Annotated in this window: 24 protein-coding genes; 15 read left to right on the top strand and 9 right to left on the bottom strand. The window is 61.0% G+C overall.

All coding sequences use genetic code 11. The features are described 5' to 3' along the window. Positions 1-240: 240 nt before the first annotated feature. The 3 genes from gabD (at position 241) to D8U61_RS23240 (ending at position 4,492) form a co-directional block, all read left to right on the top strand. Positions 241-1,683 carry an NADP-dependent succinate-semialdehyde dehydrogenase gene (gene gabD / locus D8U61_RS23250; RefSeq protein ID WP_024011131.1) on the top strand — a complete coding sequence of 481 codons (1,443 nt, stop codon included), beginning with the start codon at positions 241-243 and terminating at the stop codon, positions 1,681-1,683. Between the two features lie 185 nt (positions 1,684-1,868). Beyond that, a complete protein-coding gene (gene gabT, locus D8U61_RS23245; protein WP_016772251.1) occupies positions 1,869-3,146 on the top strand; it encodes a 4-aminobutyrate--2-oxoglutarate transaminase in 1,278 nt (425 codons plus the stop codon). Positions 3,147-3,280: 134 nt separating this feature from the next. Further along, positions 3,281-4,492 (top strand): response regulator, encoded by a 1,212-nt coding sequence (locus D8U61_RS23240; RefSeq protein ID WP_125925859.1) that lies wholly within the window; start codon positions 3,281-3,283, stop codon positions 4,490-4,492. Between the two features lie 135 nt (positions 4,493-4,627). Here the strand turns inward: D8U61_RS23240 and D8U61_RS23230 are convergent, their stop codons facing one another. Together D8U61_RS23230 and desA are read right to left on the bottom strand one after the other, a co-directional pair. Continuing rightward, on the bottom strand, positions 4,628-5,617 hold the full coding sequence (locus D8U61_RS23230) for a sensor domain-containing diguanylate cyclase (RefSeq protein WP_122611179.1): 990 nt from the start codon (positions 5,615-5,617) through the stop codon (positions 4,628-4,630). 195 nt (positions 5,618-5,812) lie between these two features. Continuing rightward, on the bottom strand, positions 5,813-6,997 hold the full coding sequence (gene desA / locus D8U61_RS23225) for a delta-9 fatty acid desaturase DesA (protein ID WP_125925858.1): 1,185 nt from the start codon (positions 6,995-6,997) through the stop codon (positions 5,813-5,815). A gap of 147 nt (positions 6,998-7,144) precedes the next feature. Between desA and dibA the strand changes: the two genes are divergently transcribed. From dibA to D8U61_RS23195, 6 genes are all read left to right on the top strand, one after another. After that, the gene (dibA, locus tag D8U61_RS23220; protein WP_130927717.1) at positions 7,145-9,064 is read left to right on the top strand and encodes a phosphodiesterase DibA; all 1,920 of its coding nucleotides are present in this window, start codon (positions 7,145-7,147) and stop codon (positions 9,062-9,064) included. Between the two features lie 298 nt (positions 9,065-9,362). After that, positions 9,363-9,545 (top strand): sulfur starvation response protein OscA, encoded by a 183-nt coding sequence (gene oscA / locus D8U61_RS23215; protein WP_007917682.1) that lies wholly within the window; start codon positions 9,363-9,365, stop codon positions 9,543-9,545. Between the two features lie 139 nt (positions 9,546-9,684). Continuing rightward, positions 9,685-10,698 carry a sulfate ABC transporter substrate-binding protein gene (locus tag D8U61_RS23210; protein WP_130902972.1) on the top strand — a complete coding sequence of 338 codons (1,014 nt, stop codon included), beginning with the start codon at positions 9,685-9,687 and terminating at the stop codon, positions 10,696-10,698. Between the two features lie 126 nt (positions 10,699-10,824). After that, on the top strand, positions 10,825-11,643 hold the full coding sequence (gene cysT, locus D8U61_RS23205; RefSeq protein ID WP_016772245.1) for a sulfate ABC transporter permease subunit CysT: 819 nt from the start codon (positions 10,825-10,827) through the stop codon (positions 11,641-11,643). A gap of 12 nt (positions 11,644-11,655) precedes the next feature. Continuing rightward, positions 11,656-12,528 (top strand): sulfate ABC transporter permease subunit CysW, encoded by an 873-nt coding sequence (gene cysW, locus D8U61_RS23200; RefSeq protein ID WP_041477435.1) that lies wholly within the window; start codon positions 11,656-11,658, stop codon positions 12,526-12,528. Positions 12,529-12,531: 3 nt separating this feature from the next. After that, the gene (locus tag D8U61_RS23195) at positions 12,532-13,521 is read left to right on the top strand and encodes a sulfate ABC transporter ATP-binding protein (protein WP_056786991.1); all 990 of its coding nucleotides are present in this window, start codon (positions 12,532-12,534) and stop codon (positions 13,519-13,521) included. Between the two features lie 82 nt (positions 13,522-13,603). Here the strand turns inward: D8U61_RS23195 and D8U61_RS23190 are convergent, their stop codons facing one another. Then, complete coding sequence (locus D8U61_RS23190) at positions 13,604-14,128, bottom strand: Mpo1-like protein (RefSeq protein WP_130927716.1); 525 nt, start codon at positions 14,126-14,128, stop codon at positions 13,604-13,606. A gap of 84 nt (positions 14,129-14,212) precedes the next feature. Between D8U61_RS23190 and D8U61_RS23185 the strand changes: the two genes are divergently transcribed. Next, positions 14,213-14,890 carry a Crp/Fnr family transcriptional regulator gene (locus tag D8U61_RS23185; protein ID WP_024011137.1) on the top strand — a complete coding sequence of 226 codons (678 nt, stop codon included), beginning with the start codon at positions 14,213-14,215 and terminating at the stop codon, positions 14,888-14,890. A 159-nt stretch (positions 14,891-15,049) separates the two neighbouring features. On the opposite strand, the gene uraH is transcribed toward D8U61_RS23185, so the two are convergent. Together uraH and D8U61_RS23175 are read right to left on the bottom strand one after the other, a co-directional pair. Then, complete coding sequence (uraH, locus tag D8U61_RS23180; RefSeq protein ID WP_042610175.1) at positions 15,050-15,460, bottom strand: hydroxyisourate hydrolase; 411 nt, start codon at positions 15,458-15,460, stop codon at positions 15,050-15,052. Positions 15,461-15,471: 11 nt separating this feature from the next. Next, the gene (locus tag D8U61_RS23175) at positions 15,472-15,957 is read right to left on the bottom strand and encodes a heme-binding protein (protein WP_130887573.1); all 486 of its coding nucleotides are present in this window, start codon (positions 15,955-15,957) and stop codon (positions 15,472-15,474) included. Positions 15,958-16,093: 136 nt separating this feature from the next. On the opposite strand from D8U61_RS23175, the gene D8U61_RS23170 reads away from it, so the two are divergent. The 4 genes from D8U61_RS23170 (at position 16,094) to D8U61_RS23155 (ending at position 19,729) form a co-directional block, all read left to right on the top strand. Continuing rightward, positions 16,094-16,774, top strand: a complete 681-nt coding sequence (locus D8U61_RS23170; RefSeq protein WP_041477440.1) for a heavy metal response regulator transcription factor — start codon at positions 16,094-16,096, stop codon at positions 16,772-16,774. Continuing rightward, the gene (locus tag D8U61_RS23165) at positions 16,764-18,152 is read left to right on the top strand and encodes a heavy metal sensor histidine kinase (RefSeq protein ID WP_130902971.1); all 1,389 of its coding nucleotides are present in this window, start codon (positions 16,764-16,766) and stop codon (positions 18,150-18,152) included. Before D8U61_RS23170 ends, D8U61_RS23165 begins: the two co-directional genes overlap by 11 nt. A gap of 112 nt (positions 18,153-18,264) precedes the next feature. Further along, positions 18,265-18,513 (top strand): helix-turn-helix transcriptional regulator, encoded by a 249-nt coding sequence (locus tag D8U61_RS23160; RefSeq protein ID WP_016772238.1) that lies wholly within the window; start codon positions 18,265-18,267, stop codon positions 18,511-18,513. Continuing rightward, entirely contained in the window at positions 18,506-19,729 is a 1,224-nt protein-coding gene (locus tag D8U61_RS23155; RefSeq protein ID WP_016772237.1) for a type II toxin-antitoxin system HipA family toxin, read from the top strand. Before D8U61_RS23160 ends, D8U61_RS23155 begins: the two co-directional genes overlap by 8 nt. A gap of 3 nt (positions 19,730-19,732) precedes the next feature. Here the strand turns inward: D8U61_RS23155 and D8U61_RS23150 are convergent, their stop codons facing one another. Then, the gene (locus D8U61_RS23150; protein WP_125918259.1) at positions 19,733-20,737 is read right to left on the bottom strand and encodes an AraC family transcriptional regulator; all 1,005 of its coding nucleotides are present in this window, start codon (positions 20,735-20,737) and stop codon (positions 19,733-19,735) included. Positions 20,738-20,837: 100 nt separating this feature from the next. On the opposite strand from D8U61_RS23150, the gene D8U61_RS23145 reads away from it, so the two are divergent. Continuing rightward, positions 20,838-21,908, top strand: a complete 1,071-nt coding sequence (locus D8U61_RS23145; RefSeq protein WP_130902970.1) for a fatty acid desaturase — start codon at positions 20,838-20,840, stop codon at positions 21,906-21,908. A gap of 179 nt (positions 21,909-22,087) precedes the next feature. Here D8U61_RS23145 and D8U61_RS23140 read toward each other — a convergent pair whose 3' ends face one another. The 3 genes from D8U61_RS23140 to D8U61_RS23130 are packed head-to-tail and all read right to left on the bottom strand — an operon-like array spanning position 22,088 to position 26,123. Beyond that, complete coding sequence (locus tag D8U61_RS23140) at positions 22,088-23,698, bottom strand: arylsulfatase (RefSeq protein ID WP_130927715.1); 1,611 nt, start codon at positions 23,696-23,698, stop codon at positions 22,088-22,090. A gap of 14 nt (positions 23,699-23,712) precedes the next feature. Further along, positions 23,713-24,528 carry an ABC transporter ATP-binding protein gene (locus D8U61_RS23135; RefSeq protein ID WP_130887578.1) on the bottom strand — a complete coding sequence of 272 codons (816 nt, stop codon included), beginning with the start codon at positions 24,526-24,528 and terminating at the stop codon, positions 23,713-23,715. After that, a complete protein-coding gene (locus tag D8U61_RS23130) occupies positions 24,525-26,123 on the bottom strand; it encodes an ABC transporter permease subunit (protein ID WP_130927714.1) in 1,599 nt (532 codons plus the stop codon). The genes D8U61_RS23135 and D8U61_RS23130 overlap by 4 nt, the downstream gene beginning before the upstream one ends. Between the last annotated feature and the right edge of the window lie 43 nt (positions 26,124-26,166).

The raw sequence follows: 26,166 nt of genomic DNA, 5'->3' as shown, positions 1-26,166 counted from the left end.
AAGCGGCATTTTTGTTCTTTTTTTCGAACGACCTATTGTCCTTTACCCCCTTTGAACCTACGATCCGTTTGAGATTTCAAACGCTCTTTGGCGGGAAGTTGCAGCGCAGGTGCGCCCGGTCGTGCACTGTTGATGCGCCACAATCCGCTCACTGATTTCCCTGACGGCAGCCTTGCGAGGCGCCTTTCTACAATCATAATTTGCTCCGCGCAGGCCGCGGTGCTGTTAAGGAAAGCCGACATGCAGCTTAAAGATACCCAGTTGTTCCGCCAGCAAGCCTTCATCGATGGCGCTTGGGTCGATGCCGACAACGGTCAGACGATCAAGGTCAACAACCCGGCCACCGGCGAAATCCTCGGCACCGTGCCGAAGATGGGCGCCGCTGAAACCCGCCGTGCCATTGAAGCCGCTGACAAAGCGCTGCCGGCCTGGCGTGCGCTGACCGCCAAAGAGCGTGCCGGCAAGCTGCGTCGCTGGTTCGAACTGATGATCGAGAACCAGGACGACCTCGCGCGCCTGATGACCCTCGAGCAAGGCAAGCCGCTGGCCGAAGCCAAGGGCGAAATCGTTTACGCCGCATCGTTCATCGAGTGGTTCGCCGAAGAAGCCAAGCGCATCTACGGTGATGTGATTCCAGGCCACCAGCCGGACAAGCGCCTGATCGTGATCAAGCAGCCGATCGGCGTCACCGCTGCGATCACCCCGTGGAACTTCCCGGCGGCAATGATCACCCGCAAGGCCGGCCCGGCGCTGGCCGCCGGTTGCACCATGGTGCTCAAGCCAGCATCGCAAACTCCATTTTCCGCTTTCGCCCTCGCCGAACTGGCTCAGCGCGCGGGCATTCCGGCGGGTGTGTTCAGCGTGGTGTCCGGCAGCGCCGGTGACATCGGCAGCGAGCTGACCAGCAACCCGATCGTGCGCAAACTGTCCTTCACCGGCTCGACCGAAATCGGTCGCCAGTTGATGGCCGAATGCGCCAAGGACATCAAGAAAGTCTCGCTGGAACTGGGCGGCAACGCGCCGTTCATCGTGTTCGACGACGCCGATCTGGATAAGGCCGTCGAAGGCGCGATCATTTCCAAGTACCGCAACAACGGTCAGACCTGCGTCTGCGCCAACCGCTTGTACATTCAGGACGCGGTCTACGATGCGTTCGCCGAGAAGCTGAAAGTGGCGGTGGCCAAACTGAAGATCGGCAACGGTCTGGAAGACGGCACCACCACCGGCCCGCTGATCGACGAAAAAGCCGTGGCCAAGGTTCAGGAACACATCGCTGACGCCGTAAGCAAAGGCGCCACCGTACTGGCGGGCGGCAAGGCGATGGAAGGCAACTTCTTCGAGCCGACCATTCTGACCAACGTGCCGAAAAACGCGGCCGTGGCCAAGGAAGAAACCTTTGGTCCGCTGGCGCCGCTGTTCCGCTTCAAAGACGAAGCCGAAGTGATCGCCATGTCCAACGACACCGAATTCGGTCTGGCTTCTTACTTCTACGCGCGTGACCTTGGCCGTGTGTTCCGTGTCGCCGAAGCGCTGGAGTACGGCATGGTCGGCGTCAACACCGGGCTGATCTCCAACGAAGTCGCGCCGTTCGGCGGCATCAAGGCCTCGGGCCTGGGCCGTGAAGGCTCCAAGTACGGCATCGAAGACTACCTGGAAATCAAATACCTCTGCCTGGGCATCTAAGCCGGGAAAGGGATCGCTGCAAACGCAAAGGGCACGAGAGCGCTGTCCCTTTGCGTCGTTTCAAACAGGAATTTTCTCTGCGGCCAGGAACGCTGTGGCAGTCGATCATCGCATGCTGCCACCGCCTATTTCTCCCGCTTCATCCTTGAACCACGCCGCCCGATGAGCGGCGAATGAGGACTGTAATGAGCAAGACTAACGCTGAACTGATGGCCCGCCGCACCAATGCCGTACCTCGTGGTGTTGGCCAGATTCACCCGATCTTCGCCGAGTCGGCAAAGAACGCCACCGTGACCGACGTTGAAGGTCGCGAGTTCATCGACTTCGCTGGCGGTATCGCTGTACTGAACACCGGCCACGTGCACCCGAAAATCATCGCCGCCGTGACTGAACAGCTGAACAAGCTGACCCACACCTGCTTCCAGGTACTGGCCTACGAGCCGTACGTTGAGCTGTGCGAAAAAATCAACGCCAAGGTGCCGGGTGATTTCGCCAAGAAAACCCTGCTGGTCACCACCGGTTCCGAAGCCGTCGAAAACGCCGTGAAGATCGCCCGTGCCGCCACTGGCCGCGCTGGCGTGATCGCTTTCACCGGCGCTTACCACGGTCGCACCATGATGACCCTCGGCCTGACCGGTAAAGTCGTGCCGTACTCGGCGGGCATGGGCCTGATGCCAGGCGGCATCTTCCGCGCGTTGTACCCGAACGAACTGCACGGCGTGAGCATCGACGATTCGATCGCTTCCATCGAACGCATCTTCAAGAACGACGCCGAGCCGAAAGACATCGCTGCAATCATCATCGAGCCGGTGCAGGGCGAAGGCGGTTTCTACGTCGCGCCGAAGGAATTCATGAAGCGTCTGCGTGCGCTGTGCGACCAGCACGGCATCCTGCTGATCGCTGACGAAGTGCAGACTGGCGCTGGCCGTACCGGCACCTTCTTCGCCATGGAACAGATGGGCGTTGCCGCCGATCTGACCACTTTCGCCAAGTCCATCGCTGGCGGCTTCCCGCTGGCCGGCGTGTGCGGCAAGGCCGAATACATGGACGCCATTGCTCCGGGCGGTCTGGGCGGCACCTACGCCGGTAGCCCGATCGCTTGCGCCGCTGCGCTGGCAGTCATGGAAGTGTTTGAAGAAGAGCAACTGCTGGACCGCTGCAAGGCTGTCGGCGAGCGCCTGGTCACCGGTTTGAAGGCGATTCAGGCCAAGTACCCGGTCATCGGTGAAGTGCGTGCGCTGGGCGCAATGATCGCGGTCGAGCTGTTCGAAAACGGCGACAGCCACAAGCCGAACCCGACTGCCGTGGCTGCCGTGGTGGCCAAGGCGCGTGACAAGGGCCTGATCCTGCTGTCCTGCGGCACTTACGGTAACGTGCTGCGTGTGCTGGTTCCGCTGACGTCGCCGGACGAGCAACTGGACAAAGGCCTGGCGATCATCGAAGAGTGCTTCTCTGAACTCTGATCCATTGCTGTGACCCGCTCGACAAAAACCCGCTTCGGCGGGTTTTTTTCGCTCCTTGAAACACATCGGACGGGTTTGCGCTGTATCGAATCGCCAGCATTGGCTAAGGTTCAGGCATTGCAAGGAGAGCGCGCATGACTGCCGTTGATTTACCCGCCGTACCCCGGGTGTTGATTGCCGAGGCCGATCCCTGGTCCCGCGACCTGCTCAAACAAGTGCTGCTCAATGTGCGCTGCGATGCGCGCCTGGATTTGTGTGCCGATGGCCAGCAGGCAATGTCGCTGCTCAGCGAGGTGCCCTATGACCTGGCCATCGTCGATTGGGAGCTGCCTGGCATCGACGGATTGCATGTGCTGCGCAGCGTCCGCCAGCGCAAACGCAATCCGCCGCTGCCGTTCATTCTGATGAGCAGCCGCAACGACAGCGCCAGCGTGCGCGAAGCGATTCCGCTGGCGCCGACGGCGTACCTGACCAAACCGTTGAACATGGAAGGCCTGACCGAGCGCTTGCAGGGGTTGCTGCTCAACGCTGGCGAAGCAGTGGTTTGCGAAGTGCCGGCACTGGCGCCGGGCATGACCCTGTCGGTGTTCCTTGAACGGCGTCGCGAGCAGGCCGATGGCGCGCCGTTGATGACCGACGTGCAAGTGGCGGTCAAGCGCAGCCTCAATCCCGAGGGGCTGGACCTCAAACTGCTGGAAGAAGAGGTCCGCACTGACCCGCAGATTACCGCCGTGCTGATCGCAGCCGCCAACAGTGCCGCGCAACACTACGGCGCGCCGGTGCAAACCCTGGCCCAGGCGCTGCACCGACTCGGCACCGGGCAGAGCATGAACCTGATTCTCGGGCTAGCGCTCAAACGCAGCGCGCGGCTCAGCGATCCATGCCTGGCGGATTACGCCGAGCGCTATTGGGGGCTGTCACTGCACACGGCGGAATACGCCCGCACGCTGGCACGCCTGCTCGATCTGGATCAGGAGCGCTGCTATTGCGCGGGCATGCTGCATCGGCTCGGTGATCTGGCGCTGCTGCGCTGCCTGCAGGAATGGCAGCAGGCCGGCGGCGAGCTGGACGAGTTGGAGGAGGTCGGTGAAGCGTTGGGGAAGTTTGGCGCTTCTTATGGCTCGGCATTGCGCACCCGCTGGCGTCTGCCGCTGGAGTTGCGCGAGTTGATTGCTTCGGCCTACCAGCTCGGTGGTGGCGTTTACAGTCGCGAGGCGCTGGTGATGCACATGGCCGCGCAGATGGCGCGGCTGACCGAGCATGAAGGTGTCGAGGAGCTGGCGAAGAGCCGGACGGCGCGGTTGCTCAAGATCGGGCTGCCGGAGTTGATGCGGATGCGCAAATGACAGATCACCACATTCCAATGTGGGAGCGAGCCTGCTCGCGAAGGCGCCAGCGCAAGCAACATTTTTGTTGAAGGTGCAGGCCTCATCGAGGGCAAGCCCGCTCCCACAGGAATTGCTGCAGCCACAAAATACGGGTCAGGCCGCAATGATCCGGTTTTTGCCCTGCCGTTTCGCCTCGTACATCGCGGCATCCGCGCGGGCGAACAGGCTGTCCAGGCTCTTGTCTTCGTCGGTGAGGTTGGTCAGGCCCTGGCTTACGGTGATGCTGAATGCTTGCCCGTCGTGGTTGAAGCGCAGTCGCTGGATCTCCTGTTGCAGGCGCTCCGCCACTTGCACCGCCATCTCCGGTGCACAGCCAGGAAACACCGCAGCGAACTCCTCACCACCAATCCGCCCGAACAGGTCGCCACGGCGCAATGAGCCGCGCCCGCATTCGGCGATCCGTTGCAGCACATTGTCGCCTTCGGGGTGGCCGTAGCTGTCGTTGATCACTTTGAAATCGTCGATGTCCAGCAGCAGGAAGGCCAGCGGTGTGCCTTGGCGGCGGGCCTCGGCGAACTCGCGGTGGGCGCATTCGAAGAAGTGGCGGCGGTTGCTGCTTTGCGTCAGCACATCGGTGGTGGCCAAGCGTTGCAGCTCGGTTTCCATGTGTTTTTTGTCGGTGATGTCTTCGGCGATGCCGACGATGATCACCGGCTGCCCGGGCTCGTCCTGGCGATTGATAAAGCATTTGTCGCTGAGCCAGCGCACCTGGCCATCGGCGGCAATGATGCGGTACTCGCGATCTTCCACCGCACCTCGGTGCAGGACTTCGGCAAGGCTTTGTTCGGCGTACTCCAGATCATCGGGGTAAATGCTGTCACGCCATTGGTTGTAGTCAGCCAGCACAAGCGCGGCGGAACGGCCGAAGATCCGTTCATAGGCCGGACTGACGTACAACACCTGGCGGGTTTCCCAGTTGAAAGCCCAGAGCACGGCGTTGACGCTGACCAGCAGCGAACTGATCAATTGTTCGCGCTCGCTCAGGCGCGCGACTTCGCCCTGCGCATGCATCAGCGCCATCAGCGTTTGCGCGGCCTCAGGCCATTGGGTGTAGGTTGTGTCTTTCTGGTTGTTGTTGACCATCGGCACAAATCTCAAAGGGCGCGCCGCAATGTCGACAACGGCCACAGGACAACCCGCCGGAATGGCGAAGTGTCTTTGAGATAGAGGATTTTCGGCGAAGTTCCCGGCCATTACCGAGTCCCGCCGGGCGGCGGGGTTAAGGAGGCGACGTGTGCAACGAGGCTGCGATCTTCGAGATCGCAGCCTCGTTGCAGGTCAGGCAGTCGCAGGACGCAGCGAGTAGGTTTTCAACTGATCAGCAAAGTCACGCAACGACTGGATGCCACTGGCCTCGGCCTCGTGAATCCATTCCTTGATGGCGGCGAGCATGTCGTGGCCATTGGAGCTGGTCTTGACCCAGATCTGCTGCAAAGCCAGGCGTTTTTCGTAAATGACTTTCAACGCCTGGCTGTGTTCGAGCATGGTCTGGATGCGCAGGTGATGACGGTCTTCCAGCAGGCTGGTTTCCCGCGACAGCAGGCGTTTGGCCCGGTGGAACTGGTGGCGCACCGAATGATCGACCTTGGCCAGCTCTTGCTTGACCAGCGGGCCGATCACCAATTTGCGGTACTGGGCCATGATCTGGAAGCGGTTGTTGAGGATCGCCATGGCGGTGTCCATGTCCAGGCTGCCCTTGCCTTCGACGCGGTGGGCAATCGGTGCGACCCGCTGCACCTTGGCCAGACGCAGGAAGCAGAAGACCTTGATCCACGCCCAGCCGAGGTCGAATTCCCACTTCTTCACCGACAGCTTGGCGGAGTTGGGGTAGGTGTGATGGTTGTTGTGCAGCTCTTCTCCGCCGATCAGGATGCCCCACGGCACCAGATTGGTCGCCGCGTCACGGCATTCGAAGTTGCGGTAGCCGACGGCATGGCCGAGGCCGTTGATCACGCCAGCGGCCCACACCGGAATCCACATCATCTGGATCGCCCAGATGGTGATGCCGATGGTGCCGAACAGCAGCAGGTCGATCGCGCCCATGATCGCCACGCCCAGCAGCGGATAGCGGCTGTAGACGTTGCGTTCGATCCAGTCTTCCGGGCAGTTCTTGCCGTAGATGCGCAGGGTTTCCGGGTTCTGCGCTTCGCTGCGGTACAGCTCGGCACCGGTGCGCAGCACCGTGGACAGGCCCTTGATGACCGGGCTGTGCGGGTCATCTTCGGTTTCGCATTTGGCGTGATGTTTGCGGTGGATGGCGGTCCACTCGCGGGTGTTCTGCGCCGTGGTCAGCCACAGCCAGAAACGGAAAAAGTGTTTCAGACCCGCATTCAGCTCGAGCGAGCGATGGGCCGAGTAACGGTGCAGATAGACCGTGACGGCAACAATCGTCACATGGGTCATCAGCAGGGTGACCGCGACCAGTGACCAGGCCGACAAGCCAAGAAAACCTTCGTACCACATAGGCTATAGGGCCCTCGATAAAGATAAAAACAGCCGTTGCATTATCACTAAGCACACAGATAAAACCAGTCGCCCTTTCAGATAAGAAGTCGCTGAATGTTTCTTGACCTATAATTCCAACCTTTTTGTAGGGACATGGACGACCGAATGTCTGCGACTTACCGCGATGCCTTGCGTGCAGCGCTGCTCTACCTCGTACTCGCCGCCGTGTGGCTGCAGGTTTCCGATCATTTATTAAGCAGATTCTTCGATAACTCCAGTGCGCTGGCCCGCTGGCAACTGATCAACGGTTATTTGCTGGCAGCGGTCAGCGCCGGGCTGATTTTTCTCGCGCGGGCGCGGCTGTGTCGGTTTCTCGGCATCGGTGCCCGCCTGCGCGAGCGCCACAGCGACCGTGAGCGTCTGCGTCAAGCGGCCGCCGTGTTCGATTGCACCCGTGAAGGCGTGCTGGTTACCGATCACCGGGGCCTGATCGTCCACGTCAACCGCGCCTTTATCGAGATCACCGGTTATCGGCGCGACGAAGTCATCGGCCAGCAGCCGAGTCTGTTCAAGTCCGGCCATCATCCGCCGGGCTTCTATCAGGCGATGTTCGCCACCCTTGAGGCTGAAGGTGAATGGAGCGGCGAGATCTGGAACCGGCGCAAGACCGGCGAGATTTATCCACAGTGGCAGACCATTCGGGTGATTAACGATGATTTCGGCCGGCTCAGCCATTACGTGGCGGTGTTCTCCGACATCAGTGCGATCAAGGATTCCGAGTCCGAACTCAAACACCTGGCGCATCACGATCCGTTGACCGATCTGCCCAATCGCCTGCTGTTCAGCGACCGCGCCGAGCAGGCGTTGGCTTCCGCGCAGACACACAAGCGTGGCTGCGCGCTGCTGATGCTTGATCTGGATCATTTCAAGCTGATCAACGACAGCCTCGGCCATAACGTCGGCGACCGATTGCTCAAAGCGGTGGCGACGCGGTTGCAGGCATTGTTCGGCCCCGGCATCACCCTCGCACGGCTCGGCGGTGACGAGTTCGCGGTACTCGCGGAAAGTTGTCCACAGCCGGCCCAGGCCGCCGCGCTGGCGCAACGGACTCTGGACGCGTTGAAGGAGCCGGTGCTGGTAGATGGCAATCAACTGTTCATCAACGCAAGCATCGGTATCAGCCTGTTCCCCAGCGACGCCTTGAGCGCCGAGCAGTTGTTACGCAATGCCGACAGTGCGCTGTTCAAGGCCAAAAGCAGCGGACGCAATGGCTACGCGCTGTATACCGAAGAGCTGACCGCCCATGCCCAGCAACGGGTCGAAATCGCCTTCGAGCTGCGCCGTGCACTGGAGCAGGAGGAGTTGCGCGTCTACTACCAACCGGTGCATGACCTGCACAGCAGCCGTCTGATCGGCGTCGAAGCACTGGTGCGCTGGCAGCATCCGCAGCGCGGGCTGGTGTCGCCGGCGGAATTCATTCCGATTGCCGAGCGCACCGGGCTGATCGCCGAGATCGATGCCTGGGTGATGCAGCAGGCCTGCCGACAGATGTGCCAATGGCAGCAGAGCGGTGTGGTGCTGGCGTTCGTCGCGGTGAATGTCTCCTCGCGGCTGTTTGCCCGACGTGAGCTTTACCAGCAGGTAGCGCAGGTGCTGCACGACACCGGGCTGGATCCGGCGTATCTGGAACTGGAAGTTACCGAAAGCGCGGTGATGGATGATCCGGAAGTGGCGCTGGAACAGATGCATCGCTTGCGCGAACTGGGTGTGCGTCTGGCCATCGATGATTTCGGCACCGGCTATTCGTCGTTGCTGCGGCTCAAGCGCCTGCCGGTGCAGAAACTCAAGATCGATCAGGGCTTCGTCGCCGGGTTGCCGTGGGATGAGGATGACGTGGCGATTGTCCGGGTGATCATCGCGCTGGCGCGGAGCATGGGTATGCAGGTGCATGCCGAGGGGATCGAGCAGGCTGAGCAGGCGGCATTTCTGTTGGCGCAGGAATGCGATCTGGGGCAGGGCTACTGGTTTGGGCGGCCGGTGTCTGCGGATCGGCTTGATTGGGCGAGAACGCCATTGATTGGCTGAAAAGACCTATCTGGCTATCACCGACCTTGTGGTGAGGGGATTTATCCTCGTTGGGTCGCGTAGCGGCCCCAAGAAATGGGACTGCTACGCAGTCCACCGGGGATGAATCCCCTCGCCACAAGTGCTCTTGACGATTTCAAATCAGCGCAAACCCCTTGCCCTTTCTCATATTATTTTTTGGTTATATAAACATTCTTAAATAGTCTTTTTAAGAATATTCCTGCCTCTCTTATATTGCTCCCACGCCGAACGCAGTGCCGCCCACTGCCAGGCAAACCCCCTTCAAAGGAGCAGCACCATGAGCGCATCCCTTCGCAGCGTTGACGGTCAGGACGAAAGCACCATCTTGCGGGAAATCCAGAGCGCCCTGCGCGATCTGCGGTTCGGCGCGGTGGAGATCACTGTGCACAACGCGCAAGTCGTACAGATCGAACGCAAAGAGAAATTCCGTTTGCAGCAACCCGGTAAGCAACCGGGCTGAAATCAAAAGATCGCAGCCTTCGGCGGCTCCTACAGGGGGCTGTGTGCAGGAGCTGGCGAAGGCGGCGATCTTTGAAACGGGACCGATTCCAGCAATACACAAGAAAAAGCCACCACCAGGAATTCCAGGAGCTTTCACCATGTCGTCGATTCGCCGTTACGCTCTGGCCGCGCTGGCCAGCGCCGTGTTTGCCGGTTCCGCCGTTGCCAAGGATTACGAGCTGCTCAACGTGTCGTATGACCCGACGCGGGAGCTGTATCAGGAATACAACGCCGAATTCATCAAGTTCTGGCAGCAGGATCATGCCGGCGACACGGTGAAAATCCAGCAGTCCCATGGCGGTTCGGGCAAGCAGGGCCGTGCGGTGATCGACGGTCTGCGGGCTGACGTGGTGACCCTGGCCCTGGCCGGTGACATCGATGAAATCGCCAAGCTCGGCAAGAGCCTGCCCGCCGACTGGCAGAAGCGTCTGCCGGAAGCGAGCACGCCGTACACCTCGACCATCGTGTTCCTGGTGCGCAAGGGCAACCCGAAAGGCATCAAGGACTGGGGCGATCTGGTCAAGAACGATGTCTCGGTGATCACGCCGAACCCGAAAACTTCGGGTGGCGCGCGCTGGAACTTCCTCGCCGCGTGGGCCTATGGCCTGAAAGCCAACGGGGGTGATGAGGCCAAGGCCAAGGAATATGTACAAACCCTGTTCAAGCATGTGCCGATCCTTGACACCGGCGCCCGTGGTTCGACCATCACCTTCGTCAACAACGGTCAGGGTGACGTATTGCTAGCCTGGGAAAACGAAGCGTTCCTGGCGCTGAAAGAAGATGGCGGCGCAGACAAGTTCGACATCGTCGTGCCGTCGCTGTCGATCCTCGCCGAACCACCCGTGGCGGTGGTCGACAAGAATGCCGAGAAGAAGGGCAACGCGCAGATCGCCGAAGCCTACCTCAAGCATCTGTACAGCCCGGCCGGCCAGGAAATCGCCGCGAAAAACTTCTATCGTCCACGTGACAAGGAAGTAGCGGCCAAGTACGCACAGCAGTTCCCGAAACTGGAACTGGTGACCATCGACAAGGACTTCGGCGGCTGGAAATCCGCGCAGCCGAAATTCTTCAACGACGGCGGCGTGTTCGACCAGATCTATCAGGCGCAGTAATCTCGCCTTCAACCGGCCTGATGTCTGGGCACATGACATGTGGGACTGAGCTTTTGTGGTGAGGGGATAAATCCCCTCACCACAGGGCTCGCTCCCACATTGATGCGTTTTCAACCAGGGACTTTTATGTCGCGTCGTATCTCCCCCGTCATACCCGGCTTCGGGCTGACGCTGGGTTACACCTTGGTGTACCTCAGCCTGATTGTGCTTATCCCGCTGGCGGCGATGTTCGTCCACGCCGCCCAGCTGACCTGGGATCAGTTCTGGACGATCATCTCCGCGCCGCGTGTGCTGGCCGCTTTGAAGCTGAGCTTCGGCACCGCGCTGTGCGCGGCGATCATCAACGGCATCATCGGCACGTTGCTGGCCTGGGTGCTGGTGCGCTACACCTTCCCCGGGCGCAAGGTGATCGACGCGATGATCGATCTGCCGTTCGCCCTGCCGACCGCTGTGGCCGGTATCGCGCTGACCGCGCTGTACGCGCCGGCCGGGCTGGTCGGGCAATTTGCCGCTGACCTCGGTTTCAAGATCGCCTACACCCCGCTGGGCATCACCCTCGCGCTGACCTTCGTCACGCTGCCGTTCGTGGTGCGCACGGTGCAACCGGTGCTGGCCGATATTCCCCGTGAGGTCGAAGAAGCAGCCGCTTGCCTGGGTGCGAAGCCATGGCAGGTATTTCGCCACATTCTGGTTCCGGCACTGCTGCCCGCCTGGCTGACCGGTTTTGCGCTGGCGTTCGCGCGTGGCGTCGGTGAGTACGGTTCGGTGATTTTCATTGCCGGCAACATGCCGATGAAAACCGAGATCCTGCCGCTGCTGATCATGGTCAAACTCGACCAGTACGATTACACCGGCGCTACCGCCATCGGCGTACTGATGCTGGTGGTTTCCTTCATCTTGTTGCTGCTGATCAACTTGCTGCAGCGGCGCATCGAAACCCCATAAGGAGGCGCGAACATGTCCCAATCGTCCATTGCGGCCGCCTCTTCGGCCAACGCTGCACGCCGTGGCAGTGCCACTTCGCGCAGAGTCCTGATCGGTCTTGGCTGGCTGATTTTTTTCCTGTTTCTGCTGCTGCCGTTGTTCATCGTCGTATCGCAAGGTCTGAAAAACGGTCTCGGTGCGTTCTTCACCGCGATCTTTGAGCCGGACGCGCTTTCGGCACTGAAACTCACCGTATTCGCGGTGCTGATTTCGGTGCCGCTGAACCTGGTATTCGGCGTCAGTGCGGCATGGTGCGTGAGCAAATACTCGTTCCGTGGCAAGAGCATGCTGGTGACGCTGATCGACCTGCCGTTCTCGGTGTCGCCGGTGATTGCCGGTCTGGTCTACGTGCTGATGTTCGGTGCGCAGGGCCTGTTCGGGCCGTGGTTGCAGGATCACGACATCCAGATCGTCTTCGCCCTGCCGGGCATCGTGCTGGCGACGATTTTTGTCACCGTGCCGTTCGTGGCCCGTGAACTGATCCCGCTAATGCAGGAACAAGGCACCCAAGAGGAAGAAGCCGCGCGTCTGCTCGGCGCCAATGGCTGGCAGATGTTCTGGCACGTCACCGTGCCCAACATCAAGTGGGGCCTGATTTACGGCGTGGTGCTGTGTACCGCGCGGGCTATGGGCGAGTTCGGTGCGGTGTCGGTGGTTTCCGGGCACATTCGCGGGGTGACCAACACCTTGCCGCTGCACGTCGAGATCCTCTACAACGAATACAACCACGTTGCCGCGTTCGCCGTGGCGAGCCTGTTGCTGATCCTGGCGCTCTTCATCCTGCTGCTCAAGCAGTGGAGCGAAAACCGTATCAACCGCCTGCGCGCCAGCGCCGCGGAGGAATAATTCATGTCGATCGAAGTGCGTAACGTCAGCAAGAATTTCAACGCGTTCAAGGCGCTGGACAACATCAGCCTGGATATCCACAGCGGTGAGCTGGTCGCGCTGCTTGGTCCGTCGGGCTGCGGCAAAACCACCTTGCTGCGCATTATTGCCGGTCTGGAAACCCCGGATCAGGGCAACATCGTTTTTCACGGCGAAGACGTTTCCGGCCACGACGTGCGTGATCGCAACGTCGGTTTCGTGTTCCAGCATTACGCCTTGTTCCGCCACATGACGGTGTTCGACAACGTCGCGTTCGGCCTGCGCATGAAACCGAAAAACCAGCGCCCGAGCGAAAGCCAGATCGCCACCAAGGTTCACGAACTGCTGAACATGGTGCAACTGGACTGGTTGTCGGATCGCTACCCGGAGCAGTTGTCCGGAGGCCAGCGTCAGCGTATCGCGTTGGCCCGTGCTTTGGCGGTGGAGCCGAAAGTGCTGCTGCTGGATGAACCGTTCGGCGCCCTCGATGCCAAGGTGCGCAAGGAACTGCGGCGCTGGTTGGCGCGGCTGCACGAAGATATCAACCTGACTTCGGTGTTCGTGACCCACGACCAGGAAGAAGCGATGGAAGTCGCCGACCGCATCGTGGTGATGAACAAGGGTGTGATCGAGCAGATCGGCTCACCGGGCGACGTCTACGAAAACCCGGCCAGCGACTTCGTTTATCACTTCCTCGGCGACTCGAACCGCTTGCTGCTGAGCGATGACAACCATGTGCTGTTCCGCCCGCACGAAGTATCGTTGTCCAAGCATGAGCTGGAAGATCACCACGCCGCTGAAGTGCGCGATATCCGCCCGCTGGGCGCGACTACCCGGGTGACCTTGAAAGTGGAGGGGCAGACCGATCTGATCGAAGCGGAAGTGGTCAAGGATCACGACAGCCTGATCGGCCTGGCCAAGGGTGAGACCTTGTTCTTCAAGCCGAAGGTCTGGCAGAAAGTCGCCAATATTTAAAGGCAAAAGCTTCGCGAGCAGGCTCGCTCCCACAGGGAAAACTCATTCCAAATGTGGGAGCGAGCCTGCTCGCGAATACGATCTAGACAGCAGCGCGATTCGGATTGACCCGCACCACCCCCGCCCGCAACTCGATCTCTTGTTTCAATTCCTGCCGCATCCCGAGCATGAACGCCAGCTCGGCCACGACAAACAACGGCCCGACAATCAGTCCGCTGATGTCATCGACAAATGCCGGTTTGCGCCCTTCATAGTGATGCCCGACAAACTGGATCACCCAGCCGATCACGAACATCGCCAGGCCGCTGCTCAGCCAGACCATGGTGCTCTGCTGCGCCAGCGCATGCCCGGCCCACACCGACAGGCCCATCAGTACCGTCATCAACACGCCGAGCTTCAACTCCAGGCGCAGGTAAAACCACGCCGAGGCCAGCGCCACTAAAACGGCTGGAGATATCCACAGCCCGCCCTGCTCCCACTGCGGCCGAGACAGCAGGACAGCCACCGCCACCACGATCAGCGGAATGCCGATAAAGTGGCTGGCGATGTTGCGCGGGTCGCGGTGGTAGGCGGCGTATTGACTGAGGTGGTCGACGAGGCTTTTCATTGTTGTTCCTCCAGTGGGGTTGAATGCATCATCCCTCGGGATCCGCGTTCGCTCTGTCGGGCAGGCGACACTCCAGGAGTGGTTATGCAAATTCGTGCACGGTTGCTCAGCGGCCAGTGGTTCAGTCATCTGCCTGCATCTTTTCAGGATAGCCTGCTGGCGCTGGCCCGGGAGCGGCGGCTGACGGCGGGACAACGACTGTTCCAGCGTGGCGATGCGCCGTGCGGTCTGTACGCGGTGCTCGATGGCGCAGTGCGTATCGGCGCGGTGAGCGAGCAAGGCAAGGAGGCGTTGTTGAGTCTGGTTGAGGCGCCGCACTGGTTCGGCGAAATCTGCCTGTTCGATGGTCAGCCACGCACCCATGACGCCTATGCGGTCGGGCCGTGTACCTTGCTGAATATTCCCCAGGCGACGATGCTCAAATTGCTCGACGAACAGCCGCAGTACTGGCGGCATCTGGCGCTGTTGATGAGCCACAAATTGCGCCTGGCCTTCATCAACCTCGAACAGCTGAGCCTGCTGCCCGCCCCGGCACGTCTGGCGCATCGCTTGCTGATGATCGCCGAAGGCTACGGCGAACTCGACGCGCCGCGTCGGGTGCTGCAACTGCCGCAGGAGCAATTGGCCGCAATGCTGTCACTGTCGCGGCAGACCACCAATCAGATCCTCAAGGATCTGCAGGGGCAGGGGATTATCGGGTTGGCTTACGGCGAAATCGAAATCCTCGATGCCGCAAGACTGCGTGCCCTGGCCACGATCTAAAAACTCACGCCGATCCAATGTCGGAACTGGCACCTGTGGCGAGGGGATTTATCCCCGCTGGGGCGCGCAGCGGCCCTGAAAAAGGGACTGCTGCGCACTCCAGCGGGGATAAATCCCCTCACCACAAAGGCTCACTCCTACAAAGGATCTGCGTTTGGATTACGAACCGCGATAGGTCGAGAAACCGTACGGGCTCAGCAGCAGCGGGATGTGGTAGTGCTGATCGGTCTGCTTGACCTGAAAGATCACCGGAATTTCCGGGAAGAACGTCTCATGCTTGATCTTCTGGTAATACTCGCCGGTCTTGAACACCACGCGGTATTCACCGGCTTCGAATGGCTGTTTGGCCGGGAACAGCTCGGCGATCCGCCCTTGTTCGTTGGTGGTGCCTTGGGCCAGTGGCTGCCAGTTTTCGCCGACGTGTTTTTCCAGGGTGACGTTGATGCCTGGTGACGGCAGGCCGTTTTCCAGGTTGAGCACGTGCACGCTCAACGGATTGCCGGCGGCCAGCGCCAGGCTGGAAACAGCACTCAGGCCGAGGGCGGCGAGAGTCATGCGCAGGGTGGTCATGGTGGATCTCCTTAATGGGAACGGGTGATGGTCAGGCCGGCTTTGTCGGCGGCGGCGCGGGCGCAGTTTTCGTCTTGTTCACCGCCGCCGGAACCGGCCACGCCCATGGCGCCGACCAGTTCGCTGCCGGCGAACAGCGGAATGCCGCCGCCGAGCAAGAGCAATTCATCGAGGGTGTTGAGGTTGGCGGTTTCCGGATTGCTGCGGGCGCGCTCGGCGAACAGCCGCGTCGGCGTCTTGGTCGACAGCGCGGTGTAGGCCTTGCGCTGGCTGGCGGCGGTGTTGTGCGGGCCAACGCCGTCACCACGCAGAGTCACCAGCAGGCTGCCGCCACGGTCGAGTACCGACACCGTGCCGGTGCAACTGCTCATCGCCTTGTCCGCCAGCCAGCGTGCGGTTTTCAGGTCGAGATCGGCGTGGCGCGGCAGTTCTGGTGTGGCGCTCGCGGCGCCGCTGAGGCCGAGGATCAGGCTGGCGACAAGGTATTTGACGGTCATGTGCAGGCTCCGGTTGGGAAGGTCAGCACCTTAACCGGCGCACTTCGTCAGAACCCCGTCAGGCGGATTACAAGTTTGTAATGGGCAACGGCGGCGAACACGCCTAGCCTGTGTACCTGATCAATCGAGGTGTGCCATGCGTTTGCTGGTCGTAGAAGATGAAGCCAAAACCGCGAATTTCCTCGCCAAGGGCCTGGGCGAGTCGGGTTTCGCCGTGGATGTGGCGCTCAATGGCCTCGACGGCCGCTATTTTATCGAGCAGCAGGAATACGACCTGATCATCCTCGACGTGATGCTGCCCGGCCTCAACGGCTGGCAATTGCTGCAACTGATCCGCCAGCGCGGCGCCACACCGGTGCTGTTTCTCACCGCCAAGGACGCCATTGAAGACCGCGTCCGTGGTCTTGAGCTGGGCGCCGATGACTACCTGCTCAAACCCTTCGCCTTCGCCGAACTGCTCGCGCGCGTACGTACGCTGCTGCGACGTGGGCCGATGCGTGAAGCCGAGTCGTACAGCATCGCCGACCTGGAAATCGACGTGCTGCGCCGCCGGGTCAGTCGCGGTGGCCAGCGCATTGCCCTGACCAACAAGGAGTTCGCCCTGTTGCAGTTGCTCGCCAGCCGCCAGGGCGAAGTGCTTTCGCGCACGCTGATCGCCTCGCAGGTGTGGAACCTGAATTTTGACAGCGACACCAACATGGTCGAGGTCGCCGTGCGTCGCCTGCGTGCCAAGGTCGATGACCCGTACATGCCGAAACTTATCCACACCGTGCGTGGCGTCGGTTATCAACTGGAAGCGCCGGACGATGTGGAGTAAGTCGATCGCCTGGCGATTGGCGCTGGCCTTCGCCATGGTCTGCGCGCTGGTGCTGAGCGCAATCGGCGTGTTTCTCTACCGCTCGCTGGCCTCGGAATTGGCCTTTCGTGACGACATGGCCCTGCTCGGTCGCCTCGAGCAAGTACGCGCCTTGCTCGCCGACAGCGACAGCCTCGACGCCTTGCAGGCGCGGCCACGGTTGTATCAGAACATGCTCGGTAATCTCGACAGTCTGCTGCTGGTGCGCCGGGCCGACGGCTCCAGCGTGATCACAATCAACCCGCGCCAGCGTGAATTGCCGGCGCTCAATGCATTAGCGCGAGAGCAAATGCCGCAGCGCCGTGACGTGCTCACCTGGCAGGCCAGTGACGGCGCGGAGCTGGCCTTGCTGTCCGGCCAGGCCCAAGGCCCCAACGGTGAAACCCTGACGGTGATCGCCGGCAAAGTGCTCAGCGAGCGCGAGCAGATGCTCGGCAGTTATCGCCTGCGTCTGTACCTGTCCGTCGGCCTCGGCGCGGTGCTCGCGTTTGCTCTGGGCCTGTTATTGCTGCGGCGTGGCTTGCGGCCTTTGCATCAGTTGAGCGAAGCGGTGCGCAGCATCGATCTGCGCAGCCTCGATCGACGCCTGCCCACCGAGGGCACACCGACCGAACTGCGCGAGCCGGTGCACGCGCTCAACACCATGCTGGCGCGGCTGGACGACAGCGTGCAGCGCCTGTCGCAATTCTCCGCCGACCTCGCCCACGAAATCCGCACGCCGCTGCACACCTTGCTCGCCAGCAACGGCCAGGCCCTGAACCATCCGCGCAGCACGGCCGAATATCAGGAAGTGTTGGCCTCGAACATGGAAGAGTTCGAACGGCTCAAGCGCATGGCCGAGAACCTGATGTTCCTCGCCCGCGCCGAACAGGCCGAACGTGCGCTCAATCTGCACACGCTGGACTTGCGCAACGTCGGCGACGAACTCTGCGATTACTTCGAAGCCCTGGCCGATGATCGCGATCTTCAACTGCAAAACCGCATGCACGGCGAACTGCTCGCCGACCAGCAACTGCTGCAACGCGCCCTCGGCAACCTGCTGGCCAACGCCGTACGCCACGCCGACCCCGGCACCCTGATCAGCCTGCAACGGTTCGATGAACCGGGTATGTGCTGGCTGCAAGTGCACAACCACGGCCCGGTCATCGCGCCTGAGCATCTGGGCAAACTGTTCGACCGTTTCTACCGCGTCGATCCTTCACGTGCGGAACCGGGAGACTCGGGCGGGCTGGGGTTGGCGATCGTGCAGTCGATCATGCAATTGCATGGCGGGCGGGTGCGGGTGAGGAGTGACGCCGACGGCACTGTTTTTGAGCTGGGGTTTGTGGGGCGCTGTTAAGACGTTAGCGATGGCTGACCATCTACGCTAAGCTCATTTAATTGCATTGTTTATAATGCAATTAAATTCTTTCTGGTGGATTTGCATTGTAAAAAATGCATTTGGGGCGGTGATGGAGAAAATTGGCGAGTTGATCAGAAGCTTGCGTAAGGCTGAAAAGCTGTCCCAACAAGCTTTGGCGCAGCAATACGGCATGAGCCGCGCAACAATCTCGGGGATTGAAAACAACACAATCTCGGAAATCGGTTTGCGCAAAGTCGAAGCCATTCTTAACGGATTCGGCTACGAATTGGCCGCAATCCCCCGCGCCTCTCGACGTCCGACACTCGACACGCTGCGCAAGGTGAACTTCCATGACTGAGGTATTGGACCGCTTGCAAGTCTGCGTCGGCGGCCACGAGGTTGGAAGATTGGGGCGCGGGAACGCAGGTGTCGACAGCGTGTTCAGCTATCGGGACGATGCGATTGATGAAAATGCCGTTTCGCTGACCATGCCGACACGCCTGGAAAGTTATGGTTGTGAACGCGGCATCCATCCGATATTCGAGATGAACCTGCCTGAGGGTGCGTTGCGCGATGAGTTGATGCGGCGGTTCAGCAAAGCCGTGCGCGGCTTCGATGACTTCGCTTTGCTAGGTATCGTCGGCCCGCATCAACTCGGACGTCTTTCGATCACGAGCGCATCGACAATTGATCGTCCGCCTGAAACCTCGCTCGCTGAGTTATTGGTTCATGATGGTGCGCAAGGTTTGTTCGAAGATCTTTTGCAGACTTACGGGCAGTATTCCGGGGTTTCAGGCGTGCAGCCCAAAGTATTGGTGCGTGACAGTGCCGCTGCAATAGACCGACTGACGCACCGAGGCTCGACTCATCTGGTCAAAGCCTTTCGTGCCGAAGAGTATCCCGAGCTGGCAACCAACGAATTTTTCTGCATGCGCGCTGCGCAACTTTGTGGCCTCGACGTGCCGCATTTCGAACTCAGCGAGCATGGCAAATTTCTCGTCATCGAGCGTTTTGACTTGAGCGACACCGGATACCTCGGTTTCGAAGACTTTTGCGTGCTCAACGGCTGGCCGTCGAAGGCCAAATACGACGGCTCTTACGAAGGAGTCGCACGGCAGATCAAGGCGTTTGTTTCGCCCTCATTGCTCAAGCACGCACTGGAAGCTTTCTTCAAGATTGTCGCTTTATCGGCGGCATTGAAAAACGGCGATGCCCACCTGAAAAACTTTGGCGTGCTCTATGAGGATTGTGGCGAGCACTCATTGATCAGGCTGGCTCCGGCATACGACATCATCACCACGTCGGTGTACATCAAGAGCGATAGCATGGCACTGCTGTTGGGCGGTTCGAAGGCGTGGCCCAAGCATAAAATGCTTACCAGGTTTGGTCGTACGGCCTGCAATCTGAGTGAAGCGCGTTGTAACCAGTTACTGCATATGGTCGCGCACGGTGTGCAGGAAGCGATGGGCGAAATGGCGGAGTACAGCGCAAATCATCCTGCCTTCGCGGAGGTGGGCGCTGCAATGATCGAACAATGGTCGGCCGGTCTGGCGCGCAGCCTGCGCAACAGTTGAAACTCAGCGCAACTGATCCCGAAACTGCCCCGGCGTCATTCCTGTCCAGCGCTTGAACGCGCGGCTGAAGCTGCTGGTGTCGGCGAACCCCAGCAGATAGCTGACTTCACTCAACGAGCACTGCGGGTCACGCAGGTGCAGCAGCGCGAGGTTTTCACGGCTTTCGTTGAGCAGGGTGTCGAAGCGACAGCCCTCATCCGCCAGATGCCGCTGCAGGCTGCGCAGGCTCAGGTGCAAGGCCTGGGCGATGCGTTCGGCGCTGGGTTCGCCTTCGGGCAATTGTTCTTCAATGGCATCGCGCACCTTGCGCTCCCAGGTCAGCGGTTTGAGCTGGGCGAGGGTGCGTTTGAGTACGGCTTCGTTGTGTTCGGCCAGTTCCGGGTTGGCGTCGTCGAGGTGGCTGTCGAAGTCGCCGAGGGCGAATTCCAGGCGGTCTTCGGCGGCGCAAAAATGCACCGGCGCGCGGAAGACTTTGTGCCATTGCTGGGCGTCGCTCGGTTCGGGGCGGCGCAAGTACACCGCCAATGGTGCGTAGTCACGGCCGAGGCGATTACGACAGGTGCGCACGTAGATCGCCGCGAAGGCGTCGATGGCTTCGACGGCCGGCGCCGGGTTGCCGGGCGGGATTTTCAGGCGGAATTGATAACGGTCTTCGCTGCGGCTCAGCTCCAGTTCCAGCGCATCGCTGACCACTGGGTGATAGCGCACGATGCGCTCGAACACCTCGCGCAAGCTGCCGCTGGCCACCAGTGCATAACCGAGCGCGTGGAAGGTGGTCGGGCTGACGAAACGCGACACGCGCAAGCCCAGCGCCGGGTCGCCGCTGGCCTGCACGGCGAGTGCCCACAGGCGCGTGGTACCGGACAGCGGATAGCGCGCATTGGGGTCGTCCATCAGCGCTGGGTCGAGCCCGGCCTGTTGGCACAAGGCAAGACTGTCCAGCCCGAGCGCGTCGAGTTGTTTGCGCAAGGCGCGGGTCCAGCTGGCGAGGGAGGTCGGTTCCTTCATGCGGATTGGCGCGTCCGGTCAACAGGTTGGCGTTCTTGGCTAGCGCGGATCGAACCCCGGCAAGGCACGATGCATTCATCTTAGACCCGAGGATGGAAGCATGGACGGTACTTCTGCAAGCCCTGAACGACTGAATGCGGCGCAGCGCTCGGCACATATTCGCCAAGTGGTGTTGGCAAAAGGTGCGCAATTGCGTGAGCGCTACCCGATTCTTCAGCATCAGGATGCCCTTGGTGCGGGGATTCTGGCGTTCGCGCTGGCCGGGATGATCGGCTCGGCGGCGCTGTACATCACTGGCCATATGGCTTGGTGGGTGTGCCTGCTGCTCAATGCTTTTTTCGCCTCGCTGACCCATGAGCTGGAACACGACCTGATCCACAGCATGTACTTCCGCAAACAACGCGTGCCGCACAACCTGATGATGGGCCTGGTCTGGCTGGCGCGGCCGAGCACAATCAACCCGTGGATCCGTCGTCATCTGCACCTCAACCATCACAAGGTTTCCGGCACTGAAGCCGACATGGAAGAGCGCGCAATCACCAACGGCGAGCCGTGGGGATTTGCCCGTCTGCTGATGGTTGGCGATAACGTCATGTCGGCGTTTATCCGCCTGCTCCGCGCCAGGACCTGGGCACACAAGTGGAGCATCGGCAAACGCGTGCTCAAGGTCTACGCACCGCTGGCGCTGCTGCATTGGGGCGCGTGGTATGTGTTTCTCGGCTTTCACGCAGCCAATGGCATCGCGCATTTGCTCGGCTCGTCCATCGAATGGTCGGCCACCACGCTGTCGGTGATGCAGGTAATCGATATCGCCGCCGTGGTGATCATCGGCCCGAATGTGCTGCGCACTTTTTGCCTGCACTTCATCAGCTCGAACATGCATTACTACGGCGACGTCGAACCGGGCAATGTGCTGCAGCAATGCCAGGTGCTGAACCCTTGGTGGCTGTGGCCGTTGCAAGCGTTCTGCTTCAACTTCGGCAGCAGTCACGGGATTCATCATTTCGTGGTCAAGGAGCCGTTTTACATTCGTCAGATGACTGTGCCGGTGGCGCACAAGGTCATGCGCGAGATGGGTGTGCGGTTCAATGATTTCGGCACGTTTGGCCGGGCGAACCGGTTTGTGCGCGGAGATGAGGAAGTGGTGTCCGGGGAGGCGGTGGAGGCCTGACAGATGCCCCTCACCCTAACCCTCTCCCCAGGGGAGAGGGGACTGATCTAGCTGTTTATGCTGGATACATCGACCTGAAATTTCGAGCCGACCTCAGGTTGGAAAAGCATGAAGATCTGCTCCCTTTCCCCCTCTCCCTCGGGGAGAGGGCTGGGGTGAGGGGGGCTTTTGATCTTGGTTCAATCCGGCTGAAACGGCGAAGCACTGAGGATCACCCCGGTCTCTTCCACATACCGCTGCCAATGCCCGATCAAGTCAGTGAGTTTCTGCGGCTGACTCAACGCCAGATCATGAATCTCCCCTGGATCGCTCGCCAGATCATAAAGCTGCCAGGTCGCTGGCCCGACCGGTCCGGGAATCCACACCGCCTTCCACGACCCTTGGCGAATCGCCCGGCGTCCGAACAATTCCCAACCGGTGACCGTATGCTCGTCATGCACCTGCGCGGTCTCGCCGGACAGGAAGCCCAGCCACGACTTGCCGCGCAGTGGCGCCACCGCTTTGCCTTTCCACTGTTTGCCCGGATGCCGCACGCCAGCCAGATCGAGAATGGTCGGGGTGATGTCCATCACCGTGCCGAAACCATGGCTGATCTGCCCTTTGAGCGGCAATTGTGGATAGTGCAGCAGCGCCGGCACGCGGATCCCGCCCTCGGTGGTGAAAGCCTTGAACAAGCGTGACGGCGCGGTTGCCACTTGCGCCCAGTTCGGCCCGTACCAGACGTAGGAATTGGCCCGGCCGATGTTGTCTAGGCTGTTGTCGTAATGCTGGTTGAGGTAGGTCATCAGCTCCGGGCCGAACTTGGGGAACGCTTCCAGCAGCGCGCCTTCGGCACCGTTGTCGGACATGAACAGGATGAAGGTGTTGTCGAGCTGGCCTTGCTGGCGCAGGTAATCGATGACCCAGCCGATGTTCCAGTCCATGCGCTCGACCATCGCCGCGTAGACCTCCATGGCTCGTGCGGAAATCTGCTTTTGTTCATCGCTCAACGCGTCCCACTGCGCGCTGAGCTGAATCAGCGGGTGCGGCTCGACGTCCGCGTCGATCAGGCCCAGCGCCTTGAGTTTTTCCAGGCGTTCGAGGCGCAGCACTTGCGGGCCGGCGTCATAACGGCCACGGTATTTCTCGACGATCTCGGCCGGTGCCTGCAGCGGCCAGTGCGGCGCGGAGAAGGGCAGGTAAGCGAAGAACGGCCGGGTCTGATCGCGTTCCTTGAGGTACTGCAGCAGCTTGTCGCCGAAGGCATCGGAGGAATAGAAATCCTTCGGCAACTCGTCAACAAACTGATCGTCCTCGATGTACAGCGCCGGGGTGGATTTCAGCAGGCCCGGCGTTTGCTCATCGTAGGTCGGCTCGAAACCATAGTGGTTGGCAGCGCCCGGCAACAGTGAAAACGAGCGCTCGAAACCGCGCGCATGGGGCGCCAGTTCGGCCTTAAGACCGAGATGCCATTTACCACTCATCAAAGTTTGGTAACCAGCCTCACGCAGCAGCTCAGGCAGCGCGACGACGCGGTCGTTGAGGTAGCCCTCGTAACCGGGTTTGCCGATCAGTTCCGGGGTCAACGCTTCGGCCATGGTGCCAATACCGGCGATGTGGTGATCGGTGCCGGTCAGCAGCATCGAGCGCGTCGGCGAGCAGGTCGGTGCGGTGTGGAAATCGGTCAGGCGCAGGCCGTTCTCGGCCAGCGCATCGAGGTTCGGCGTAGCGATTTCGCCGCCGAACGCACCGATGTCGGAAAAGCCCAGGTCGTCGGCCAGAATCACTAGAAAGTTGGGACGTTGCGGCATAGCGAAACTCCTGTTCAGCAGGCAATGAACGTCAGCGGCAGATCGCGGATCTGCACCGGTGCGCTCGGTTGGTAATGGTCATCACTGGTCAGCTCGTGCAGCAGTTCTTCACGCAGTTGATGGAAGTCATAACTGCTGCGCTGGCGCGGGTGCGGCAGGGCGATGTCGACCACTTGCTTGATCCGCCCCGGACGCGGCTCCATCACCACCACGCGGTCGGCCAGAAAAATCGCTTCCTCGACATCGTGGGTCACCAGAATCGTGGTGATCTGTGCCCGCTCGCGGATCGCCAGCAGCTCGTCCTGCATTTGCTGGCGGGTCAGTGCGTCGAGGGCGCCGAAGGGTTCGTCGAGCAACAGGATTCGCGGGCTGGCGACGAGACCGCGAGCAATCGCCACGCGCTGCGCCATGCCGCCGGAGAGTTGATGCGGATAGGCCTCGGTGAAATCACTGAGGCCGACCAGTTCGATGAAATCCTTGATGCGTTGTTGTTTCTGCGCCCCGCTCAGCGGTTCATTGACCAGGCCCAGGCCGATGTTGTCGGCGACTGTCAGCCACGGGAACAGACGATGTTCCTGAAAGACGATGCCGCGCTCGCCGCCGATGCCGCTGACGGCCTTGCCATCGACACTGATGTGCCCGCGAAACTCGGTGTCGAGGCCGACCAGCAAACGCAGCAATGTGGATTTGCCGCAGCCGCTGGAGCCGACGATGGCGACGAATTCGCCCTCGGCAATGTCCAGGTTGAATTCGCGAATCGCCTCCAGTTCGAAACCGTTGACGGCGAAGGATTTGCCTACGTGGTTGAAGCTGACAATTGGTGCGTTCATGCGTGTCTCCAGCGGGTCGCGCGAATTTCCAGGCGTTGGCCGATCAGGTTGAGCAGGGCGCCGGTGAGGCCGACCAGCAGCATGCCGGCCATGATCAGATCCATGCGCAGCAGCTGTTGTGCGCCGATCATCTGGCTGCCGATGCCGCCATTGGACGGCATGAAATATTCAGCGCCGATGGTGCCGAGCCAGGCGTAGATCAGGCTCAATCGCAGCCCGGCGAAGATCCCCGGCGCAGCACCGGGCAGGACCAGTCGACGCAGGCGCTGGCCGAGGCCGAGGCGCAGCACTTGCGCGGCTTCGTTGAGTTGCGGCGAGAGGTTGGCGACGGTGCGCTGGGTGGCGATGAACAGCGGGAAGAAGGCGGCGAGAGCGACGAACACCCACTTGGCCAGTTCGCCGAGACCGAACCACGCGGTGAGCAGCGGCACCCAGGCGAAAATCGCAATCTGGCGCAGTGCGGCGAGTGTCGGGCCGAGCAGGCGGTCGCTGAGACGTGACAGGCCGAGGAGCAAGCCCAGGGCGAAACCGAGGCCGCCACCGATCAGCAAGCCGCCCAGGGTGCGGCTCAGGCTCAGCGCCATGCCGTTGACCAGCGTACCGTCGAGCAGTCCGTCCCATGTCGTGCTCAGCACAGCCGCAGGGCTGATCAGAATATTCGCGTCGACCCAGTGCTGATCATTGGCGTGTTGCCAGAGCGCCAACAAGCCCAGCGGCAACAGCCACGGTTGCAGGCGTTGCCAGCCCTGATAGCGCGGGCCGCGTGTGATGTGCGCGGTGGCCGGGTGCGGCCAGTGCACCAGTTTGCGGTCGAGCAGGCCGATGCCGCGATCCATCGCCACGCCGATCAGACCGATGACCACGATGCACACGAACACGATGTCGAGCATGAACAACTGCCGCGCCCAGACCATCAGATAGCCGATGCCTTCGCTGGAGGCCAGCAGCTCGACCGCCAGCAACGAGGTCCAGCCGGCAGCGAGTGCCAAGCGCACGCCGGCCATGAACGCCGGCAGCGCAGCGGGAAGCACCAAGCGCCAAATCAGCAAGCGCGGCGGCAGGCGCAACACGGCGGCGGCTTCGCGCAGTTTCGGTTGTGCATCGCGCACACCAACCAGTGTGTGCAAGGTCACCGGCACCACAATGGCCTTGATCAGCACCATCAGTTTCAGCAGTTCGCCGATGCCGAAAAACACCATGAACAGCGGAATCCACGCCAGCGTCGGCACCTGCGCCAATCCGGCGAATGTCGGAAAAACCAGGCGCTCCAGACGTCGACTGAAGCCCAGTGCGGCGCCAAGCACCGCGCCGGTCGAAACGCCTGCCAACAAGCCCCAGAACAACCGTTGCAGGCTGATCCACAAATGACTCCACAACTCGCCTTGGGCCAGTTCCACAGCGCTGCTCCACACCAGCGATGGCGCCGGCAGGATCTGCTCGCTCATCCACTGATTGCGCGCGGCCAGCCACCACAGGACGAACAGGCTGACGGGCAACAGCCAGGGCAACAGGCGTTGATTCAGGCTCGGCCAGGTGCGACGGCTTTTCAGCGGCGGCGCGGCCAGCGGCAGGCTGAGCAGAGATTGACGGGCCATGGGTGACCTCCGTTGTCGGGTTGCATGGCGAACCGCTTTTCAT

The organism is Pseudomonas sp. Sample_14 (genome assembly GCF_004307515.1).
Classification (GTDB): Bacteria; Pseudomonadota; Gammaproteobacteria; order Pseudomonadales; family Pseudomonadaceae; genus Aquipseudomonas; species Aquipseudomonas atacamensis.
Note: the sequence above shows the minus strand (reverse complement) of the source record. Positions and strands in the feature narration are given on the sequence as shown.

Coding starts and splice junctions, on each gene's coding strand:
- D8U61_RS23175 (WP_130887573.1), bottom strand. CDS start 15,957: ATGACCGTCAAATACCTTGTCGCCAGCCTGATCCTCGGCCTCAGCGGC.
- D8U61_RS23130 (WP_130927714.1), bottom strand. CDS start 26,123: ATGGCCCGTCAATCTCTGCTCAGCCTGCCGCTGGCCGCGCCGCCGCTG.
- D8U61_RS23155 (WP_016772237.1), top strand. CDS start 18,506: ATGACTGAGGTATTGGACCGCTTGCAAGTCTGCGTCGGCGGCCACGAG.
- oscA (WP_007917682.1), top strand. CDS start 9,363: ATGAGCGCATCCCTTCGCAGCGTTGACGGTCAGGACGAAAGCACCATC.
- D8U61_RS23165 (WP_130902971.1), top strand. CDS start 16,764: ATGTGGAGTAAGTCGATCGCCTGGCGATTGGCGCTGGCCTTCGCCATG.
- D8U61_RS23140 (WP_130927715.1), bottom strand. CDS start 23,698: ATGCCGCAACGTCCCAACTTTCTAGTGATTCTGGCCGACGACCTGGGC.
- gabT (WP_016772251.1), top strand. CDS start 1,869: ATGAGCAAGACTAACGCTGAACTGATGGCCCGCCGCACCAATGCCGTA.
- dibA (WP_130927717.1), top strand. CDS start 7,145: ATGTCTGCGACTTACCGCGATGCCTTGCGTGCAGCGCTGCTCTACCTC.
- desA (WP_125925858.1), bottom strand. CDS start 6,997: ATGTGGTACGAAGGTTTTCTTGGCTTGTCGGCCTGGTCACTGGTCGCG.
- D8U61_RS23135 (WP_130887578.1), bottom strand. CDS start 24,528: ATGAACGCACCAATTGTCAGCTTCAACCACGTAGGCAAATCCTTCGCC.
- D8U61_RS23145 (WP_130902970.1), top strand. CDS start 20,838: ATGGACGGTACTTCTGCAAGCCCTGAACGACTGAATGCGGCGCAGCGC.
- D8U61_RS23240 (WP_125925859.1), top strand. CDS start 3,281: ATGACTGCCGTTGATTTACCCGCCGTACCCCGGGTGTTGATTGCCGAG.
- D8U61_RS23195 (WP_056786991.1), top strand. CDS start 12,532: ATGTCGATCGAAGTGCGTAACGTCAGCAAGAATTTCAACGCGTTCAAG.
- cysW (WP_041477435.1), top strand. CDS start 11,656: ATGTCCCAATCGTCCATTGCGGCCGCCTCTTCGGCCAACGCTGCACGC.
- cysT (WP_016772245.1), top strand. CDS start 10,825: ATGTCGCGTCGTATCTCCCCCGTCATACCCGGCTTCGGGCTGACGCTG.
- D8U61_RS23210 (WP_130902972.1), top strand. CDS start 9,685: ATGTCGTCGATTCGCCGTTACGCTCTGGCCGCGCTGGCCAGCGCCGTG.
- D8U61_RS23230 (WP_122611179.1), bottom strand. CDS start 5,617: ATGGTCAACAACAACCAGAAAGACACAACCTACACCCAATGGCCTGAG.
- D8U61_RS23185 (WP_024011137.1), top strand. CDS start 14,213: ATGCAAATTCGTGCACGGTTGCTCAGCGGCCAGTGGTTCAGTCATCTG.
- gabD (WP_024011131.1), top strand. CDS start 241: ATGCAGCTTAAAGATACCCAGTTGTTCCGCCAGCAAGCCTTCATCGAT.
- uraH (WP_042610175.1), bottom strand. CDS start 15,460: ATGACCACCCTGCGCATGACTCTCGCCGCCCTCGGCCTGAGTGCTGTT.
- D8U61_RS23160 (WP_016772238.1), top strand. CDS start 18,265: ATGGAGAAAATTGGCGAGTTGATCAGAAGCTTGCGTAAGGCTGAAAAG.
- D8U61_RS23150 (WP_125918259.1), bottom strand. CDS start 20,737: ATGAAGGAACCGACCTCCCTCGCCAGCTGGACCCGCGCCTTGCGCAAA.
- D8U61_RS23170 (WP_041477440.1), top strand. CDS start 16,094: ATGCGTTTGCTGGTCGTAGAAGATGAAGCCAAAACCGCGAATTTCCTC.
- D8U61_RS23190 (WP_130927716.1), bottom strand. CDS start 14,128: ATGAAAAGCCTCGTCGACCACCTCAGTCAATACGCCGCCTACCACCGC.